Raw genomic sequence first — 20,473 nt, forward strand, 5'->3', positions numbered from 1 at the left:
AAAGATTGTCTATCATAAAAACGGATGAGTTATGAAAATACTATTGTTAGGAGGAGGGGGCAGAGAACACGCTTTGGCGTGGAAGATTTCACAGAGTAAGAAAACCTGCAAACTCTATATTGCTCCCGGTAATGCAGGTACGGCATCTTTAGGGGAAAATGTTGCATTGGATGAAAACGACTTTGACAGCATCAAGACTTTTGCCTTGGAGAAATCTGTCGATATGGTTGTAGTAGGTCCTGAAGTCCCTTTGGTGAACGGCATCGCTGACGCGTTCAAGAAAGATCCGAAGACCCGCAATATCATGTTCATAGGCCCATCTGCAGCAGGAGCCAAACTCGAAGGTTCCAAGAACTTTGCCAAAGGTTTTATGATCAGACATCATATTCCTACAGCCAGATACCAGACTTTTGACGGTGCTCACATTCAGGAAGGTCTCCACTTTCTGGAAACCATCCGTCCCCCTTATGTCCTGAAAGCTGACGGACTGGCAGCAGGAAAGGGCGTCCTCATTGTCAATGACCTGAAAGAGGCTCAGAAAGAATTTCAGGAAATGCTGCATGGCCTATTCGGCAACGCCAGTGCATCGGTTGTCATAGAAGAATTTTTGAAGGGCATTGAATGTTCCGTTTTCGTCCTGACTGACGGCCTTCACTATCAGATCCTTCCGGAAGCAAAAGACTATAAGCGCATCGGTGAACACGATACCGGTCTGAACACCGGCGGAATGGGAAGTATCTCTCCCGTTCCTTTTGCAGATAAGACATGGATGAAAAAGGTCGAAGATCGTATCATCCGCCCTACTATACAAGGGCTGCAGGAAGAGAAACTGGACTACAAGGGGTTCATCTTCTTTGGACTGATCAATGTCGAAGGTGAACCGATGGTCATCGAATACAACTGTCGTATGGGAGACCCGGAGACACAAAGCGTCATGCTCCGTCTGAAAACGGACATTGTCGATCTCTTTGAAGGTGTCGCACATGGAAATCTCGATGCCTACCATATCGAGCAAGATCCCCGCAGCGCTGCCTGTGTCATGCTCGTCAGCGGAGGCTATCCTCAAGATTACACCAAAGGTTATCACATCACAGGACTGGGCCAAGTCGAAGGCAGTATCGTCTTCCACAGCGGTACAACAGCCAAGGACGGCAAGGTCATCACTGCCGGAGGACGAGTCCTGTCGGTAGTAAGTTTGGGAAAGGACAAGAATGAAGCGCTGCGGAAGACTTACGCAGAAGTGCAGAAGATACATTGGAAGGACCAGTATTATCGCAAGGATATAGGTCAGGACTTATAGTTTCCACACTTATCAGGATATCTGCTCATAGATAAAGGATTGCAAAGGCAACACTTCAAGGATTATGTATTACAGAAAGAGATTACAAAACAGAATTGCAGAGAGCCGCTATGCTTTACCTGTAGCCTCTGTTTACGGTATCATCATATGGCTCGCCGGCGGACTGATCAGCCGGCAGTTGTGGCTTTCCTTTGTATTAATGGTCATCAACACCTATCTCATGATGGAACTCAACAACAGGAATGCCCTGATGCGTATCTATAGCAGAATGGTCTCCTGTTCGTTCCTCGCTCTAGCCGTCATGGCAAGTTTTGTATTTGACCAGCCCGCAGTATGGGCCATCGGCATTTGCTCTGTCCTCTCCTATCTGTTGCTTTTCAATGCATATCAGGACAAAGGCGCCAGCAGATGGACTTTCTATTCGTTCCTCGTCCTAGGCATCGCCTCACTGTTTTTCATACAGATCCTCTACTTTATCCCAGTCCTCTGGATCCTCTTTGGCAGTAAGATCATGGGGTTGAGTTGGCGGACATTCTGGGCATCCATAATCGGATTGATCGTGCCTTACTGGTTTTATGGGGGCTATTATTTCTATATCGGTTCCTTTGGACAACTCATCACGCACTTTGCGGAATTGGGCAACTTCTCCGGATTACTGGAGGTGAGACTGCTGTCCAGTTATCAGGTTCTGACCTTTATTTTCATCACCCTGTTAGGCATCCTGGGCATCGTACATTTTGCCAGGAGCACCTATAAGGACAAGATCCGTACACGTATGCTCTATGAGGTCTTCAGCACGATGGAGATACTGACAATGCTGTTCATTATCCTCCTGCCACGCCTGTACGACCAGTTGCTGCCGATCTACATCGTGAACACAGCACCTCTGATTGCACACTTTATCGCACTGAGCCATACCAAGGCGACCAATATTACGTTCTGTGTCATATCGGTCATTGCCATCGCACTTACCATCTACAATTTATGGGGACCATCATTGACATTCTGAACAATTGGGGATATTGGGGCATGTTCCTGACAGCGTTCCTGTCAGGCAGTCTTCTCCCTTTCAGCAGTACGACACTACTGATAGCATTCCTTGCCGCCGGGCTCAAACCTTGGGAACTCCTGATCTGGGCATCAGTGGGAAATCTGGGCGGTTCCATGCTCAACTACTATATAGGGCGATTAGGCAAAATAGAATGGGCGACAAAATACATGCACATGAAACCCCAGAATATCACCAAAGCCCAAAAATTCATGTCCGGTCATGGGGCGTGGATCGGCTTCTTCTCCTTTCTCCCGGTCATCGGTGCAGCCATCACCGTCCTGTTAGGTTATATGCGGGCGAATGTCGCGGTTTCTGTCACCAGCATGACCATCGGGAAAGTCCTACGTTATGGCATCGTCATATTAGGGGCCACCTTGCTCTTTCCGCATTGAAAAGAGAAAGTCTCACTTAGGTATTCACTCAGCCTTTGGCAAAGGGATCGTCATCTCCTCTATTCTAAAAGAAAGCCTTATGAAAAAGATCGTATCACTCATAATCTTGGGTTTGTTATCCCTCGCCTCCTGCAAAGGACCTGCAATCAGCGGGAAACGCATGATTATGGTGACGATAGAACCGCTGCGCTATTTCACCGAACAGATTGCCGGGAACAAATTCAAGGTCGAGACCATGGTCCGTCCCGGTTATAGTCCTGAAGACTATGAACCGACACCCAAGCAAATGGTCGAACTTTCTCACACCTTATTATATATAAAGGTAGGTTATATCGGTTTTGAACAAACTTGGATGAACCGGCTCAAGAAAACAGCACCGCAGTTGAAAATCATCGATACCTCGAAAGGGATCAGACGCATTTATTCAGCCCCCGGAATACCTGACCCGCACACGTGGATGAGTTGTAAGAATGCCAGGATCATAGCCCTGAACATTTATCAGGCTCTGGTCAGGGAAGCCCCTCGGGACAAGGCACTATTCCAAAAGAATCTAAAGAAATTATTGAAGACCATCGGGCAGACCGACAAGGCTGTAAGACAGATCTTAGCCCACAACTCAGAAAAGAAGTCCAAGGCTTTCGTCATCTATCATCCTGTCCTCACCTATTTTGCCAACGAATACCATCTCATCCAACTCCCGATGGAACAAGAGGGAAGAGAGCCGAGTACGAAGGAAATGCAGGAACTGATCCTGAGAGCCAAACAACTCCATGTAAAAACCATTTACATCCAGCAGCAATTCAGTCCCCGGGACGCCATGGCCATTGCCTTCGTGACAAAAGGGCAACCGGAAAACATAGAACCACTGAACTATAACTGGAATCAGGAGATGCTGCTCATCGCCCGTTTATTCCGGTAAAATGCGAATTTGATAAAAGACAGTATGATGGAACAACCACTCATAAAAGTACACGACATCACAGCCGGTTATGGTGAAAAGATCGCTTTGGAACATGCAAGTTTCACAATCTACGACCACGACTATCTCGGAATCATAGGCCCCAATGGTGGTGGCAAGACAACGCTGATGCGGGTTATTTTGGGATTGAAAAAGCCGATGTCCGGAACTGTCGAGTATTTCAAGGACGGTCATCAGGTCAAGGAAATCATGATGGGGTATCTGCCCCAATACAATTCCATCGACCAGGCTTTCCCTATCTCCGTTGATGAAGTTATCCTCTCCGGCCTCAGCCGACAGAAGCGTTTTCTGAGACCTTATACGAAACAGCAGCGGCAGCAAGTTGCTGAAACCATAGACCGAATGGAACTGACAGGACTCGAGAAACGGCCGATAGGTGCACTAAGTGGCGGGCAATTACAGCGGGTACTCCTGGCAAGGGCAGTGGTCTCGAGACCAGACGTTATCATGCTGGATGAACCGAATACGTATATCGACAAGCGTTTTCAGGAACAGATGTATCAAATGCTGGCCGACCTGAACAAAGAGAGCGCCATCGTCATCGTCAGCCATGACATTGCAGAAACTCTGGCTAATGTCAAGCATGTGGCCTGCGTCAACCGCAAACTCCATTATCATGAGAGTCCGGATATCCCCAAGGAAACGCTGGAAGAACATTTCCTGAATATCTGAGATGAAATTCTAACTGCAAAAAGACCACCTTCCCATAAAGCCTCTCTGGAAATCCGAGAGACAGCCAAAGTCGCTCTCCAAATTCTTCCATAACAAAAGATTGACCTCTCCAACACCTTTAGGTCTTTCTCAGGATCAAGAGATGCGAATTCATAAGTCTCGTACAATCAGAAAGTTTAGATAGAGTTTCCGTATCAATTTATTGTTCTTGCAGACCAAAAGCCCTTTTCATCACACCTGAATCAGACGGCATCCATCGGATACAAGTTAACGGATATGCTCAGAAAAGGATAATATGGTTAAAAAAACTTCTATAAAGACTTTTTCTCTTTACTTTTTATTATCTTTGCATGCATATTTTGAAGTAACACGTTTTTTATATTAATGAAAAAGTACAAATTAGTGGACAACATACTCGGCTGGGTTATTTTTGTTATCGCAGCCTTTACGTATTGTTCCACCATTGAACCAACAGCCAGTTTCTGGGATTGCCCCGAGTTTATTGCAACTGCTTTTAAACAGGAAATCGGTCACCCACCTGGGGCACCTTTCTTTGGATTGGTTGCCAATTTGTTCACACAACTTGCTTCAGACACTTCCCATGTCGCAAAAATGGTGAATACGATGAGTGCTCTCTTGAGTGCTGTCTGTATTCTGTTCCTTTTCTGGACCATTACGCATCTGGTGCGCAAACTGATTCTGAAGAGTTGGGATGACCTCACTCTTCCGAAATGGATTGCCATCGAAGCATCCGGTGTGGTCGGTGCATTGATCTATACGTGGAGTGATACTTTCTGGTTCAGTGCCGTCGAAGGAGAGGTGTATGCCTTTTCGAGTGCGTTTACGGCTATTGTATTCTGGTTGATCCTGAAATGGGAAGACCATGCCGACGAACCTCACAGTGACAGATGGCTGGTACTGATCACCTATATGACAGGTCTCTCAATCGGTGTCCACCTGTTGAACCTGTTGTGTCTGCCGGCAATTGTATTGGTCTTCTATTACCGGAAATTCAAGAATGCCAATCTGAAAGGCTCTTTGATCGCCTTGCTTGTCGGTTTTATACTTATAGCAGCTGTACTCTATGGCGTCGTACCGGGAATCATCACCGTAGGTGGATGGTTTGAACTGTTCTTCGTCAATGTCTTAGGCTGTCCGTTCAACACCGGTGAAATCGTCTATATCGTACTCCTGATCGCAGCCATGATCTGGGCGATCTACGAGACCTATACCAATAAGAGTTTCAAGCGTCAGAATCTTGCAGCCGTAATTGCCGTAGCCATGCTGGGTATTCCTTTCTATGGTTATGGCTGGAGTGCTGTACTCATTGGAATCATCGTCTTGATCGTACTCTGGTATGTCCTCAACTACCGCAAAAAGGGAAAAGAGAACACACCCCTGGTGTCGGCCAGGATCAAGAATACAGGATTGCTGTGTATGCTGATGCTGCTGATCGGCTATTCAAGTTATGCCTTGATTCCTATCCGCAGTATGGCCAATCCGCCAATGGACGAGAACTCTCCGGAGGACATCTTCACATTAGGCAGTTATCTGAGTCGTGACCAATATGGTGACCGTCCCCTATTCTATGGACCGGCATATACCTCACAGGTCAAACTCAAGAATGACGGCAACATGTGTTCACCGGTCATGAAATCCGGTGCACCTGTATACCAACGTGTAGAAAAGAAATCCAAGGCCGAAAAAGACCGTTACTTCATTGTCAGCCGCAAGTCCTCTTACGTCTATGCCCAGAACATGCTCTTCCCTCGTATGTATGACCAGGCACATGCCCAGGCATACGAAGACTGGATGGGTGGTGTAGACGGCACACAAGTACCTTATGACAGATGTGGTGAGAACGTCATGGTGAAAGTTCCTACGATGTGGGAAAACATGAGGTTCTTCCTCTCTTACCAGTGCAATTTCATGTACTGGAGATACTTCATGTGGAATTTTGCCGGCCGTCAGAACGACATTCAGGGAAATGGAGAACCTGAGCACGGCAACTGGATCACAGGTATCCAGTTCCTGGATAATGCCCGACTGGGGAATCAAAGCAAACTCCCGGATGAGCTCAAGGCCAACAAAGGGCACAATGTCTTCTATTGCCTGCCTCTGATCCTTGGACTTGTAGGACTCTTCTGGCAAGCCTATAGAGGCAAGAAGGGCATCCGTCAATTCTGGGTCGTCTTCTTCCTGTTCTTCATGACAGGTCTGGCCATTGTCGTCTATCTGAATCAGACGCCGATGCAACCTCGAGAACGGGATTACGCATACGCGGGATCGTTCTATGCCTATGCGATCTGGTGCGGAATGGGTGTCGCGGCAATATCAGAACTATTGAAGAAACATCTGCATCTCAGCGGCACCATTGTATCGGCAGTCGTCGCGGTACTCTGTCTTCTGGTACCTATCCAGATGGTCAGTCAGACCTGGGATGACCATGACCGGAGCAACCGTTATACCTGCCGTGATTTCGGACTGAATTACCTCATGTCCTTGCAGGAAGGTACTAAACCGATCATCTTCACAAATGGAGATAATGACACCTTCCCACTCTGGTACAATCAGGAAGTAGAAGGTGTAGGAACCAATGCGAGAGTTTGCAATCTGAGTTATCTGCAGACCGACTGGTATATCGACCAGATGAAACGTCCTGCATACGATTCACCGTCAGTACCTATCAAATGGCCCCGACTTGACTATTGTTCGGGAACGAATGAATACGTGCAAGTAGAACCTTCACTGAAACAACAGGTCCTCAAGTTCTATAAGGAGAACCCTGCAGCAGCAAAGGCCCAGTTCGGAGACAACCCGTTTGAAGTCAAGAATATCATGAAGTATTGGGTTCGTTCCAAGAATCCGAATATGCATGTCATTCCTACGGACACCGTCTTTGTCACCATAGACAAGAATGCCGTGAGAAAGAGTGGAATGCTGATGCCTACCAAGAACATCCCTGACAAGATGGTGATCTCTCTGACTGGCAAGAGCGCATTGTACAAGAGCGACCTGATGATGCTGGAAATCATTTCCCAGTGCAATTGGACTCGTCCTGTCTACGTCGCCCTCACGGTAGGTCAGGAAAATTACATGAACTTGGGAGACAACTTTATGCAGGAAGGTCTGGCAAACCGCATCACACCATTCCTGACGACTAAAGGCAAGGGCGTAACCAACTTTGATGCAGACAAAACCTATCACAATGTGATGACAAGGTTCAAGTTCGGAAATCTGATTCACCCGGGACTCTACATTGACGAAACGACGATGAGGATGTGTGATACGAACAGAAGACTGTTTGGACAACTCGCCCTCCATCTAATTGAGAAAGGTGAAAAGGGAAAGGCTCTGAAAGCACTGCTGTATGCAGAAAAGCAGATTCCTGAATACAATGTTCCGATCAACTATCTCAGCGGCGGACTCGATTTCGCTCAGGCATTTGCTCTCTGCGGACAGAAAGCCAAAGCCAGAAGTTATGCGAACAAAGTGTTCAATACAGCTTCTCAATATATGACCTATTACCTGTCGCTGGGCAATGACCGGTTCCTGCAAAGTCAGGAAGACTGCATGCAGCAGTTGATGATCATGGAGCAGACAGCCGAGATTGCAGGTATAGTAGACAAGAATTTGTCTAGACAGATGTCTCAGAAAGTTAATGCGTACTACACTTACTACCACGGACGTGGCGGAAGAATTCCCCAACAGGAAGGTGCAGAGCAACAACAGTAAAGTGAAGAGAAAGTAGCATGATCATAGAGCAGCCAGCAAAATGGTTGCGCTGGATCTATCCCAGTGCAACCTGGAGAATGGACAAGCATGTACACGCTGTTTACCTTACTTTTGACGATGGCCCGATACCGGAGAGTACGCCTTTCATTCTGAAGACACTTGCCGAATACGGTGCCAAGGCGACTTTCTTCATGGTAGGAGAAAATGTCCTCCGCTATCACGACCTGTACAACCAGATCGTGGAGGAAGGACATCAAGTGGGCAACCACACTTTCAACCATATCGGGTCGCTCCGGCACATGGCCCTCAGTTTTGGAGAGAATGCCCAAAAGGCCAATGACCTGATCCATGCCCACCTATTCCGCCCCCCTTACGGGTGGATGAGACCGAGTGTCTATTGGTGGATTGGGAGGAAGTACCGGATTGTCATGTGGGATCTCCTGACGCGTGATTATTCTAAATGGATGACCGCTCAGGACATCTTCAACAATGTGAGAAGGTATGCGCGGAACGGCAGTATCATCACTTTCCATGATTCACTCAAGAGCATTGACAAACTTCATTATGCCCTGCCCAAGGCTTTGGAATGGCTGAAGGCGCAAGGTTATGAATTCAAGACTTTCGAATAAAAAGGAAAATTCCCTTCGTCATCTGATTCTTTATTGAAGGAACAAAAGATCTTTAAACCATTGAGCAGCGTTGAAAGATAGTCCGGAATATTTGAAAGATCACGATAAAGCAGTTTCCCTGAGCAGGGAGATAAAAGCCGGGGCAAGAGACCTCGGCTTTTTTGCCTGTGGCATAGCCGAAGCAAGACCGGTGGATCCTGATACCTCTGTACATATCAGGCATTGGCTGGCAACTCACGGCAATGCAGACATGGACTATATGGGAAACTATACCGACAAACGCCTCAACCCGACATTGCTCATGGACGGACTGAAAAGCATTGTGAGTGTAGCCCTCAATTACACCCCGGCAAAGGCCCTCCCAAAAGGACAGTTCCAGTTGTCTGCGTATGCCTTGGGAGAAGATTACCATGACATTGTCAAGGGGAAATTAAGACGCCTCGCCGAGCGTCTCCATTTCGAGCACTACCGTGCCTTCTGTGATTCCGCCCCAGTTCTAGAACGTTACTGGGCAGAGAGAGCGGGTTTGGGATGGACCGGAAGAAACCACCAACTCATCATCCCACATGCCGGCAGTATGTTTTTCTTAGGCGAACTCTTTTTGGATCAGGAACTCGCCTATGATCAGCCGATGAAAAACCATTGCGGCAATTGCCATCGGTGTATAGATGCCTGTCCGACTCATGCTTTGCGTCAGGGGCAAGAAATAGATGCCAAACTCTGCCTGAGTTATCAACTCATTGAAAACCGCGGTGAACTGTCAGAACAAGCCAGAGATAAAATGGGCAATGTCATCTATGGTTGTGACCGATGCCAGTTAGCTTGCCCTTGGAATCAATTTGCCACACCCAATCAGGTTCCGGAACTGCAACCACGTGAATCACTCCTGAAAATGACAAATAAAGACTGGGAAAACCTGACCATCGAGGAATACCGAAAACTCTTTAAGGGCAGTGCTGTCCAAAGGGCAAAATATACCGGGCTGATGCGTAATATCAGGGCTGCCCAAAATTCATCTAAAAAGAAGAAAGACAAATAGACAGCCTAAGTCCCGAAAGTTGATACCCACGGACGATAGGAAATAATATCTTGGAAAATACCGTCACAAGGAAACCGGGTCATTAATGAAAAATCCAGTTTTCGTATATATCATAACCATCCAAAACAAAAATAATGGATACGATCAACACCACAAACACTTCAGTCGCCCACAAGCGTCTGTTATCCCTTGACATACTGCGCATATTAGCATGTTTTTTGGTTATGTTCCAACATTCCAGTGAATTTTTCTATATTGGTGCCGGAGGAAAGGTTGCCGATGCCGGTATTGCCTTCAATGTAGGCATCCTCTCCAGTCTGGACCGGATCTGTGTACCACTGTTTGTCATGCTTTCAGGGTATCTGCTCCTGCCTATGAAAGTGCATACCTCAGCATTTCTCAAGAAGCACATCATACGTGTAGCCGGACCTTTTCTATTCTGGTGCATAGGTTATGCCGTCTATTACGTGTTCTATAGAGGAGATTCCATCACACTGATGATGGAGCACATCTTCAGCATACCCGTCAATTTTGGTACAGACGTAGGGCACTTATGGTACATCTATATGATACTGGGACTGTATCTACTGATCCCGATACTGTCACCCTGGTTGGAAAGATGCTCTAAAAAAGAGCTCCAGGGATATTTAGTCATCTGGCTCCTGACCACATTCCTCCCCTATTTTCATCTGATTTTTCCTCAAATCTTGGGAGAATGTTATTGGAATCCCACGCCATTGCTGTATTACTTTACAGGTTTTGCAGGATACTTGATTTTAGGTTATTACTTCAAGAAATACGGATCCTTTTCCACCGCCAGTTCATTGGCGATGACCATAATCGGATACCTGTTCACAGCAAGCATTTTCTGCCTGAGAGCGGATAAAGTTGTCAACGTGGCAGACCTGGAACTAAGTTGGTCTTTCTGTTCCATTAATGTAGTGATGATGACGGCCGGCGTATTCTCCTTCATCCAGTCCATTACCCGGAAGAAAAGATGGAATACCCATCCATTCCTAGCAGATCTCTCCAATAAAACCTATGGGATGTTTCTGGCACATATCATGATACTGAATTTCTACCATGACCTCTTTACTGGCATGTCCCTTTCCTTATGGGTAGAAATCCCGATGCTGGCTCTCTGCACCTTCATTACCATCTATATCATCATCTCACTCCTGTCATTCTTGCCGAAGAGTCATTATTGGATAGGCTGAATGATCTTGTAAAAAGACTGACTCAAAATTAGAATTAAAAGTTACGTGAATCGAAATAGCAAATGAGTACTGATTTGGAGAACAGTCATCGTCAATTTCGCATGACGCAAAAGAAGGCATCTGTATCTGAAGATCTAAAATCTGAAAGATACTGTTCTTTAAAGTATTGGAAACAGGAACTGTCTATAAAAAACTGAATGTCGGTTTCTCCTCCATGTATGTTTCTTCAGGACTTCTTGTCTGGTAGCCCGATCTTATGCTATCATAAGATATGAAGGTCACCTTTACCTATTCAAGACTAGAGATTTCTCATTATTGCGCTATTGATGCTCTTATTGATATCCAGATCATCACGCTTTTCTTTCTTCCCATAACCGATACTATAGGTTAATTTGAGATTAAGATTGCATCCATCAGGTTCATTGTAGCTCCAGGTATCCCGCTGGTAACAACCATAATCCATCGTAATATGCCGGTCATCATATTTGGAAAAAGGATTATTGATGAAGGCCTCAACTGCCCACGCCTTGTGATTCCAACTGACAGTCAATTCATAACAGGGACAGCAACGTATCAGATAAGGCTCACGAATATCCAATGACGTATAGGAAGAATGATAATCGAACTTCATCATCCAATCACCCTCCAAATAAGTAACCGATGCAATAAGCCGAACATCATTCTTTGATTTTTTATAGATTTTCCCCCTTATAACATTGTTCTCGTCGAGAACTGTCGTACTGAGAAGGAGTTTGTCATGAAAAGCGCTATAAGTATAGGTGGAAGTAAGCATATTACCATAAAAGTTTCCATCGTTAATCCGTGCATTATAGATCGTGTCATTACTGGCAGTATATTGATGAACGACGTTTTTAAAATAGATGCTATTGTCATACGAAATAGAAATTTTAGATTTGCCGAATTGTCCGTTATAAACAAGCGTATTACCCAAAATTTTTATAGGAGTCATATTGGGATTCCCCCGTACCGCCTCAAAAAACGATGTCGGAACAGTCATCGAATTTTTGGTCGACGGATCAAATAACGTATGGGTGAACAATCCGTCTAATGAAAACGCTTGATTTCTATTTAAAGCATAGTTGAAGCCATAGAATGCCACAGGCACAAAATAATTATAATGTGTGCCATTCAGAGATATAGCTGAATTAGATACTCCCGCTGTGACATAATAGTAATATTTCTCATTAGAACCGCTGATTTTCACTAGCCCCCTTGTCACATCAGTTGTCAGCCGTTGAGTACCGGTTGATGATCCGGCATAAATATCTTTAAAACGGTTATGGTCATTGGTCAGATAGCCGGACAGGGTCACGCCACTTTTCCAGGATTTGGAATATTGGGCTATCCCTTTGAACGCATCATTATTCTCAGTTACCATTGACGACATAGCAGACTGCCCTGTTTCATTGTAATTGCTATGGTATTTATTATGACCGAATAAGAAAGAGCCAGTAAGATCCAGACTCTGGTTGTGGGGCAGCCAGACAGTGTAGGCTGCATATAATGACGGAGCAAGATTTTGGCTATTTGTCGTGACCTGGCGTTTTGTCAAGAAAGTATACCGTCCCGTATATTGATTGTTCATCATTAGACCAACGTAAGGTTCTCCTTGTCGGGTTATATTAAGGTAAGAGACAAATCGGTATTTAGTTCCGGTTGCAGTCAGTTTGACTCTACCGGTTTGATGGTTGCTTTTATGTAGAGAATATTCATTGGTAAAATTATGTGTTAATGTTGTGTTGTTCGCAAATTGGAACACATCTTGCCCATCTGTATAACTATGGTCATGGTTCCAATCACCTGATGCAGTCACAGATAGAGTAAGTTTATTAATCGTAAAATCTGTAAAGCCCAGATAATCCCCATTCTTGTAAGCGAATCCTTCATTGGCAGATAAATAGACATTTCCACCATATTTTAGTTGCTTGGTAATAAAATTGATAAGTCCAGCTTTACCTGCATATTTTCCAGTCGGGGTACGTATATATTCAATGCTCAGGATATTGTTGGCACGAAGGGTCGCGACATCTTCAGGAAGAGCCGCCATCCCATTAATGCAAAGTACAACTTCTCCACCACTTTTTGTAGTAATACTTTTTGTCCGCGGTGACACATCCAATTCCGCCATCTGCATTACATTAATTAAATCGAAGCCATTGGCAGCATGTTTTTTCTCCCGAGTTGTAGGAGAATAAATGACTTTCCCTGCTGTTTCTATCTGACCTTTGCCTTTAACGACAACATCTTGTAACGATTTTGTTATCGTACTGTCTTTTTGGGCATACGCCGTAGCTACATTAGTTATAAGAAAGAGTACAAAAATCTGTATTTTCATATTTTAGCTTTTTGTCCAGACAACAAATTCCAACAATTCTCTTACAGATCGTTTAGAACCAAAGTCTCCCTATTGATAAAGAACACGGGCACAAGAACCACTTCTCCCATGGGAGTTGCCAATTGCAACGTTTTGTAGAGTTAATTTACGATAAAACAGTCCGGAACCACGTCAGACATCTGACTTTTGTTAACTGTATGCAGTTCAGAACGGTCAGATATAATCAAATAAACGTTATAGAAGTCCTTTTCTATCATTCATAGCAATCACATACGAATGATACGATCTCCTATCGCAGTTTTAGCCTTAGTGCCTGCAAAGTTACGTCATCTAGAATTTATCTCCTAATTTTATAACTATTTACTATGTTTTGAAACTCCAATTAACTTTTGGCACATTTTGTAAAGAGCATTTAGATATACCAGAGAGAAAAACATATAGAGGTTCCCACTATTTTTTCACATATCAAGCCACGCTGTCAACATTAAATGACGGAAAGAGTGATATAAGACGTTGCACAGATCATTGGCTGTTAACAACCTAATTGTGATAAAACCTCCACGTACAGTTCACCGTGTGGCAGCCTATACACAACTTCTTTGTGACAATTTTGTATGCTTTAGATATAAATGTAAAAAACAAGACATTAAATATTCTGAAGAGAGTCGTAGTATACAGCCACTTGCAGGTAAAGTCACGTAATCACTACCAGCTCCTCAGCTTTTCTGTCGCAGAGACAGATCAAGAACAAGTTGAAAACAAATCCGTTCCCTTCCGTTCCCTCCTCGTTCCCTCTTCGTTCCCTATTTGGGCTTTTGGTTGACAAAACGGTTGGGGCAATCTGTCGACGTGCGTTATTAGGGTGCAAGGACGTACGTGATCAGAACCTCATAAAGCACGTGAACAGAACCTCATAAAACTTATCAACAGAATCTCATAAAACCCATCAATAAAACCTCATGGAACGGTGAACAGAACGTCTAGTTATACAGCAACACAATGAATGGATAAGTGACAACACCATGAATGGACGTGCAGCTTCAGAAGCAAAGACGTGCACCGACAGAAACGAAAAATGTCATACTCTGTCAGAACAAAATAAAATCATTTTCCGTAATGATGCAAAACTAACTACAGAACTGTTTTCCATGATTGTTGCAAGAATCAAAGCATTTGCAATTCTATTAATCGCCAACCGATTGGGAGAGTTAAATGCGCTCCGGATTAATTCCGCCAACTGTTTTTATATATCCTTATCTCTGAGATTTTTTAGGACTCCCTTGGAATAGGCTTGTCCCCGAGGTATCAGATATTGAAAGAATACAATATCGTCCACAATCTCTATATGGAAAATGAAAAAAGCCCTATAACTACCAATTCTGATACGATAGACGTTCTTATAGTCAGAAAGTCTGATACAATCAGTTATTTTCTCTATATTCTGGGCATTCTTGACTTCTGTAATCGTGTTTTTTAAACTCTCCAACATCTTTCCAGATAACTTTTTAGAGACTTTGATAAATGGCTTAGAATAGGCTACTTTCATACTCCAAGCCACTTTTCAAAGTCTTCCTGCTCCTTTTTACTAGCCATCTTTTTACCTTCCGGAACATTCTTAATGAGCCAGGTATAGAGTTTGTTATCATCATTAGTTTCAGCCACATGATCAAGAATACTTTCAATAAACTTCTTGAGATTAGTTCCCCTACTAGCTGCCATGACTGATAGAGATCGAAACGTATCTCCCTTGATATCAATAACTTTACGTCTGTTTTTTATAATCGATGATTCCATAATAAAAAGTTTTATTCGTTACAAATATATAGTATATATACAATATATACAAATATTAGAAGATATTTTTTATTTTACTCAACTTTCGCAAGTGAATAACTTACGAAGCGACTTTATAAATATTCAAAAGTTTATGGAACTTGGGATTTTCTTCAATCAAGGCTGAGAGCAGTTCACCGGCATCAGCGGACACGATTTCTGCCACTTCAAGAACGGCATCCAGGATAAGTTCCCATATTTTGTCCGTTACGGACAATTCCAGAGTGTTCCCGGTAGTCTCATTAAAGAGTTCACCGAGCGTTTCATACGATTCAAACCGTTTGACCGTACACAGTATATTGTACTGCATCATGGCCAGTGTAATACCGGCTATCTGTGCTGAGAAGTGAACGGACTGGCATTTTCCAAATCCGAACAGGGACTTTTCATCGTGATAGGCTACTTCCGTGGCCCATCTCATGGAGTAAATCCTGTATGCCCTTAGGAAACTGAGACTCAGGTCTGTAGTCAACAGTCCGTTCCATTGTCCGTTGCGTCCTCTCTTACAGAAGAACAGGCGGACCGTAGTCCGGGCAAACTTCACGTCGATCGTCAGATAAGTGCATTTGAGCGTAGCATTATACTTGCAGAGCTTCCTGCCGTGGAACTTTCGTATGATTTCCTTGGCCGTAAGAAGTCCGTATTCGGTTTGATAACGGGTCTTGCCCAGTTTGACCATGCCCAGAAGGTTACATTTGATATGACGGGAAGTAATCAGACGGACGAAACCGGCATTGGTAAACCAGCTGTCCATCAGCAGATAATCGAACCGGATTCCCCTCCTAATGGCGTACTTCACCATCTCGATGGCCTTGTCTGTCTTTTTCATACTGTATTCCATAATGCGCCGTGTCACTTCCCGCCCGTCATGATTCTCGCTAAAACGGGCATCACGCTCCTTTTTGGTGAGCCCCTGCTTCCTGTCCGGGTTCTTTCCGTTCTCTCCATGGAGGGAGAAATCGAGCATCAGCCGGCCCATGCCGTCAGAGAGCAACAGGGTAAGGCACTTGTAGCCAAGGATACTCCCATGACGGCCGTGAGAGTATATCCGACCGATTAGCTCGGATTTCCTGCCAGTCTTCGGGAGATCAGTATCATCTATTATTAGACAGACCGGCTTATCATGGGGCGACACGGTATTCCTGCTGATTTTCCTGAGCAGCTGAAGATTCATCGAATAAAGCAGGCTGCGCCACTTGACATTGTCATCATTTATAAAACGATAGAACATGTCCTTCTCACACAGAAACATCCTGCCCAGTGAGGAACAGGAATACCTGAATGCATTCTTCACCGCGAAGAACGGGAACAACATGAGCAGGCTGAGCACCTGTAGGCTGGTAAACCGGCAGTTTTCTTTCTTTCCTGCTCCTATTTGTCCGGGACGTATGTTTATATGTTCCCTTACACTCATTATACTGTTTATTGCACGATTGTTGTCACTTTCTGAGAAAAAACTTCTCAAATCTGATAGAATTGTAGTATCTTTGTTCACGGCTTCAAAGTTTGTGCTTTATTCTTTTGCGATTATAAAGTTACTCATTTCCAATGAGTTATACAAATTTTGAAACCTCTTTTATTCCAAATTTACGTTAACTTATGCAACTGGTTCTTCACTTGCGAAACTTAAATAAATATAAAAAACAAGACATTAAATATTCCGAAGAGAGTCGTAGTATACTGCCACTTGCAGGTAAAGTCACGTAATCACTACCAGCTCCTCAGCTTTTCTGTCGCAGAGACAGATCAAGGACAAGTTGAAAACAAATCCGTTCCCTCCCGTTCCCTTCTCGTTCCCTGTACGTTCCCTCCCCGTTCCCTATTTGGGCTTTTGGTTGACAAAACGGTTGGGGCAATCTGTCGACGTGCGTTATTAGGGTGCAAGGACGTACGTCATTAGGGTCTCATGTCGTACGTCTTGACAGTGTAAGGACGTACGTAAACAGAACCTCATAAAGCACGTGAACAGAATCTCATAAAACCCATCAATAAAACCTCATGGAACGGTGAACAGGACGTCTAGTTGTACAGCAACACGATGAATGGATAAGTGACAACACCATGAATGGACGTGCAGCTTCAGAAGCAAAGACGTGCACCGACAGAAACGAAAAATGTCATACTCTGTCAGAACAAAATAAAATCATTTTCAATATCAGTAGTAGAATTGCCCCAATCCTCAGACATCACGATAACCCGGCATAACCCCTATAGTGATAAATAAATCAAGGAAGAGGTCGTCAAGAACTACTTTGATGTTGAGAGGGACGATGATAACATCTTATTTATTCTTACCTTTTATAAGGTTAAAGGATAGCGAGAACATCAAATAGCGAGGGATACTATTATACCATGTTTCAGTTCTTCCTTGAGCATTAACGGTATAGTTGGTCGTCTTCAACTGATGAAGGAGGTCAAAAGCCTGAAGTTTAGCCACAATCCTGCCTTTAACAAAAGGATAGGTTAACTGGGCATTCCACACGAAATCATTGGTATTCATCTGTCGGGCATCATATCCCCGTCGACTGTACATCGTAACATCCGTCGCCAAAGTGAGATTGACGAGAGGAATCGTATACATGAAGTTTCCCCCATATTGATAATCACAGGCGTTGATGGCAGCAAAACCAGTTCGATCACTTCTCGAAAACCTCCCTGAAACTTTCCCGATTATCCCCGCAGAGATCGTCCTGTCGTGATACGTCAATTTAGTATTCAGAGCTGCACCTAAAGTTTTTACCAAACTCAGATTTGTATTGGCATCATCGTACGCGATATCAAAATCGACATTATGATCATAAGTCAGACTTCCGTCAAGGTCAAGGCTGAGCCGCTTCTTTTGATCAAGAGATTTCTCCAATCCAGCTTCTAAACTACCTCGCCAGTTGTGCTTCGAGACATTATCCATTCTATACGTGTAAGTTCCTGTCCGTGTATCGTAATTGATACGGTTACCCCATTCGTGGAGAGTGTAGGTTGCACCGGTTTTTATCCACCAAGTCAAGTCGATGGAATCATTACGGACAATCGTACTCGCTTGAAAGTCGTGGGTTATCCTACTTTTCAGATTGGGATTGTTGACGACTAATGCCAAGGGATTGATACTGTTGGTATAAGGCATGAGAAGGGCGAACGACGGCTGCTTCACGTTCATATTGTAGTTGAAAGTGTACTTGTTCTTTCCAAAATGACTATACCACAAAACGGGATTGAACAACACTTTGGAGCGTCTGGCAAGTGTATCAACAACTGTTTGATGATAATACATCTGCTCCTTGTCCCTTTCTATAGGTATTTTCAAAAAGAGCATGGCATGAGCAGTGCTCATCCCAACATTCAATGCTGCCTGATATTTCCGTACTGTAGAACGGAAGTTGTAACTATTAGGGGCTATCGTATGTTCTGAAGAGTCTTGAGGGAAATATTCATTGTCATTACAATTTTGACTTTGGCCAAAAGAAAAAGACGGACCGAAAGACCAACCCTTACGGAGTTTAATATTATATTTCAATTCCGTCGAATAAGAGTACTGATGATTGGAGTTGTCATTAAGAAATCCCAGATTATCGTATTTGTTATTTTCCACATAATAAACAGACTGGGTTGATGTCGTTTCACTTGGTTTATTGTTCGTATAACCGCCATTGAGATCCAAACTGAGATAATGGTGCCAGGGTAAATAAAAGCCGACGTTCAGATGAAGCCGGGTATCAAACATCTGATGCTTATTACTTGCAAGATAGTCCTCCATATTAACCAAGCGGTTCTCGAAAAGCGAATCCGTACGCAGAGTGTTTTCTTTCTTATGATTATAGTTAAGGAAAAATTCCGTACTGAAATTAATGTCCCCCTGGTGACTGTAACTTTGAGTTAATGATAAACTCAAGTTCTTATCACGGCTATTGGACGTGGTATGATTCAGAAGATTACCGTCTGAAGAGAAAGACTCTTTGCGTTCGGTCCCCCTGACATCGTCATCATCCCATTTCGCCAGCACGTCAAGATACTCACGATTACTGTATTCATCCGTATTTCTCTCCAGCGTAGCCCCAACCTGACGCGTCGTTTCGACACCTTTATGGGAAGATGCCGGATTCCAGTCTCCATCCATTCCCGGACGCCGATCCTCGTTGACGTTGTTGAGACTACTAAAGGCAGCGACATGTGTCTCATTACCCATCATCAGGCCAAAAAGTCTGGCACTCCATCTGTTCTTGGTTCCCATACCCGCTTCGCCATTAAGTAGAGAACTGTTGATGTACGCCTTTTTAAGTCGGACATCCATCACATAGTCCTTCCTGTCCAGCATATCCTTCTGGTCGGCCAAAGGCTTTTCCCTATGATAGACCTTAAGATCCTTGATCGTGAAATAAGGAAGATTATCCAAGACGATTTTATTCTTGCCTTTGAAAAAGTCATTTCCATTCAACGTGAGATAGTCAATTTTCTCTCCGTGAACAAAAATCTCACCTTTGTCATTGATGCGGGCTCCGGGCAACTGTCTGACCAAGGCGTCAAGCATAGAGCCTTCAGGGAGATTGAAGGCCGAGGCGTCATAAACGATTGTATCCCCGCGATAAGTCACCTGAACTCTAGTGGCTTTTACAACGACCTCATCAAGATCGACATTCTTCCTGAAACTCTTTTTCATGTGATGGGACGTGACATAATGCTCATCTTCCCACTTTCGGGGTTTTAAAGTGAAGGAAAAATAGTCATCCTCATAACCCGGGCTGGAACATTTTACTATATATTTTTTCTCAACAGCCGGCACATGAAAGTAATATCTGGAGAATATCTGTTCCATTTGACAAGTCGTAGTATCGATGACAGCAGAATCCTCAGACATCAATGTGACCTTCGCTTTGATCGGCAAGTTCTTGATGAACCCATCAAAGACATTTCCTAGCAACAAGACGGTCCTCTTTTTCTTTTCCAACTGATTAGGATTGGATGCAAATCCAAGACTACAACCGGTAAAGATCAGGAATACGACTATCCCAATATCTCTATATTTCATTAGGGAGTGTGACGTCATAACGTTTAGTTCAATGAAATCAAGAATATATTCATATCTGATTATTCTCTGCTGAAAAGTAGGACGAAAGTTGAAGTGTGAAAAACAAAATCAATTAGATATAGAACTCAAGTTTCGGAAGTAAGAATTATCAACAACCTGCTATACTGCGATTTTTTCGTAGAAGTTTACAAACCGGTTCATCTTATCAGCCTTGTAGATAATTTTGTACATGATTCCGTCATCAAATCCG

General features: G+C 43.9%; 14 protein-coding genes. 9 read left to right on the forward strand and 5 right to left on the reverse strand.

The features are described 5' to 3' along the window. Window positions 1-31: 31 nt before the first annotated feature. The 9 genes from purD to NG821_RS00745 all read left to right on the forward strand — a co-directional run bounded on the left by purD (window position 32) and on the right by NG821_RS00745 (window position 11,014). Window positions 32-1,300: a phosphoribosylamine--glycine ligase gene (gene purD, locus NG821_RS00705; protein WP_252759730.1), complete on the forward strand. Its 1,269-nt coding sequence runs from the start codon at window positions 32-34 to the stop codon at window positions 1,298-1,300. A gap of 64 nt (window positions 1,301-1,364) precedes the next feature. Beyond that, a complete protein-coding gene (locus tag NG821_RS00710) occupies window positions 1,365-2,309 on the forward strand; it encodes a hypothetical protein (RefSeq protein WP_252759731.1) in 945 nt (314 codons plus the stop codon). Continuing rightward, on the forward strand, window positions 2,285-2,743 hold the full coding sequence (locus tag NG821_RS00715; protein WP_252759732.1) for a YqaA family protein: 459 nt from the start codon (window positions 2,285-2,287) through the stop codon (window positions 2,741-2,743). Before NG821_RS00710 ends, NG821_RS00715 begins: the two co-directional genes overlap by 25 nt. Before the next feature lie 79 nt (window positions 2,744-2,822). Then, a complete protein-coding gene (locus NG821_RS00720; protein WP_252759733.1) occupies window positions 2,823-3,662 on the forward strand; it encodes a metal ABC transporter solute-binding protein, Zn/Mn family in 840 nt (279 codons plus the stop codon). Window positions 3,663-3,689: 27 nt separating this feature from the next. Continuing rightward, window positions 3,690-4,394 carry a metal ABC transporter ATP-binding protein gene (locus NG821_RS00725; RefSeq protein WP_252759754.1) on the forward strand — a complete coding sequence of 235 codons (705 nt, stop codon included), beginning with the start codon at window positions 3,690-3,692 and terminating at the stop codon, window positions 4,392-4,394. Between the two features lie 384 nt (window positions 4,395-4,778). Beyond that, on the forward strand, window positions 4,779-8,129 hold the full coding sequence (locus tag NG821_RS00730; RefSeq protein WP_252759734.1) for a protein O-mannosyl-transferase family: 3,351 nt from the start codon (window positions 4,779-4,781) through the stop codon (window positions 8,127-8,129). A 17-nt stretch (window positions 8,130-8,146) separates the two neighbouring features. After that, the gene (locus NG821_RS00735) at window positions 8,147-8,758 is read left to right on the forward strand and encodes a polysaccharide deacetylase family protein (RefSeq protein ID WP_252759735.1); all 612 of its coding nucleotides are present in this window, start codon (window positions 8,147-8,149) and stop codon (window positions 8,756-8,758) included. A 91-nt stretch (window positions 8,759-8,849) separates the two neighbouring features. Further along, the gene (gene queG, locus NG821_RS00740) at window positions 8,850-9,797 is read left to right on the forward strand and encodes a tRNA epoxyqueuosine(34) reductase QueG (RefSeq protein ID WP_252759736.1); all 948 of its coding nucleotides are present in this window, start codon (window positions 8,850-8,852) and stop codon (window positions 9,795-9,797) included. A gap of 134 nt (window positions 9,798-9,931) precedes the next feature. Continuing rightward, a complete protein-coding gene (locus NG821_RS00745) occupies window positions 9,932-11,014 on the forward strand; it encodes an acyltransferase (protein ID WP_252759737.1) in 1,083 nt (360 codons plus the stop codon). Window positions 11,015-11,312: 298 nt separating this feature from the next. On the opposite strand, the gene NG821_RS00750 is transcribed toward NG821_RS00745, so the two are convergent. From NG821_RS00750 to NG821_RS00770, 5 genes are all read right to left on the reverse strand, one after another. After that, window positions 11,313-13,370, reverse strand: a complete 2,058-nt coding sequence (locus NG821_RS00750; protein WP_252759738.1) for a TonB-dependent receptor — start codon at window positions 13,368-13,370, stop codon at window positions 11,313-11,315. 1,243 nt (window positions 13,371-14,613) lie between these two features. Then, entirely contained in the window at window positions 14,614-14,916 is a 303-nt protein-coding gene (locus NG821_RS00755; RefSeq protein ID WP_252759739.1) for a type II toxin-antitoxin system RelE family toxin, read from the reverse strand. Further along, window positions 14,913-15,164: a hypothetical protein gene (locus tag NG821_RS00760; protein ID WP_252759740.1), complete on the reverse strand. Its 252-nt coding sequence runs from the start codon at window positions 15,162-15,164 to the stop codon at window positions 14,913-14,915. The genes NG821_RS00755 and NG821_RS00760 overlap by 4 nt, the downstream gene beginning before the upstream one ends. A gap of 100 nt (window positions 15,165-15,264) precedes the next feature. Further along, the gene (locus NG821_RS00765; protein WP_252759741.1) at window positions 15,265-16,617 is read right to left on the reverse strand and encodes an IS4 family transposase; all 1,353 of its coding nucleotides are present in this window, start codon (window positions 16,615-16,617) and stop codon (window positions 15,265-15,267) included. A gap of 867 nt (window positions 16,618-17,484) precedes the next feature. Next, window positions 17,485-20,223 (reverse strand): outer membrane beta-barrel protein, encoded by a 2,739-nt coding sequence (locus tag NG821_RS00770; RefSeq protein ID WP_252759742.1) that lies wholly within the window; start codon window positions 20,221-20,223, stop codon window positions 17,485-17,487. Window positions 20,224-20,473 lie beyond the last annotated feature (250 nt).

The sequence above is a fragment of the Segatella cerevisiae genome, assembly GCF_024054555.1.
Lineage (GTDB): Bacteria > Bacteroidota > Bacteroidia > Bacteroidales > Bacteroidaceae > Prevotella > Prevotella cerevisiae.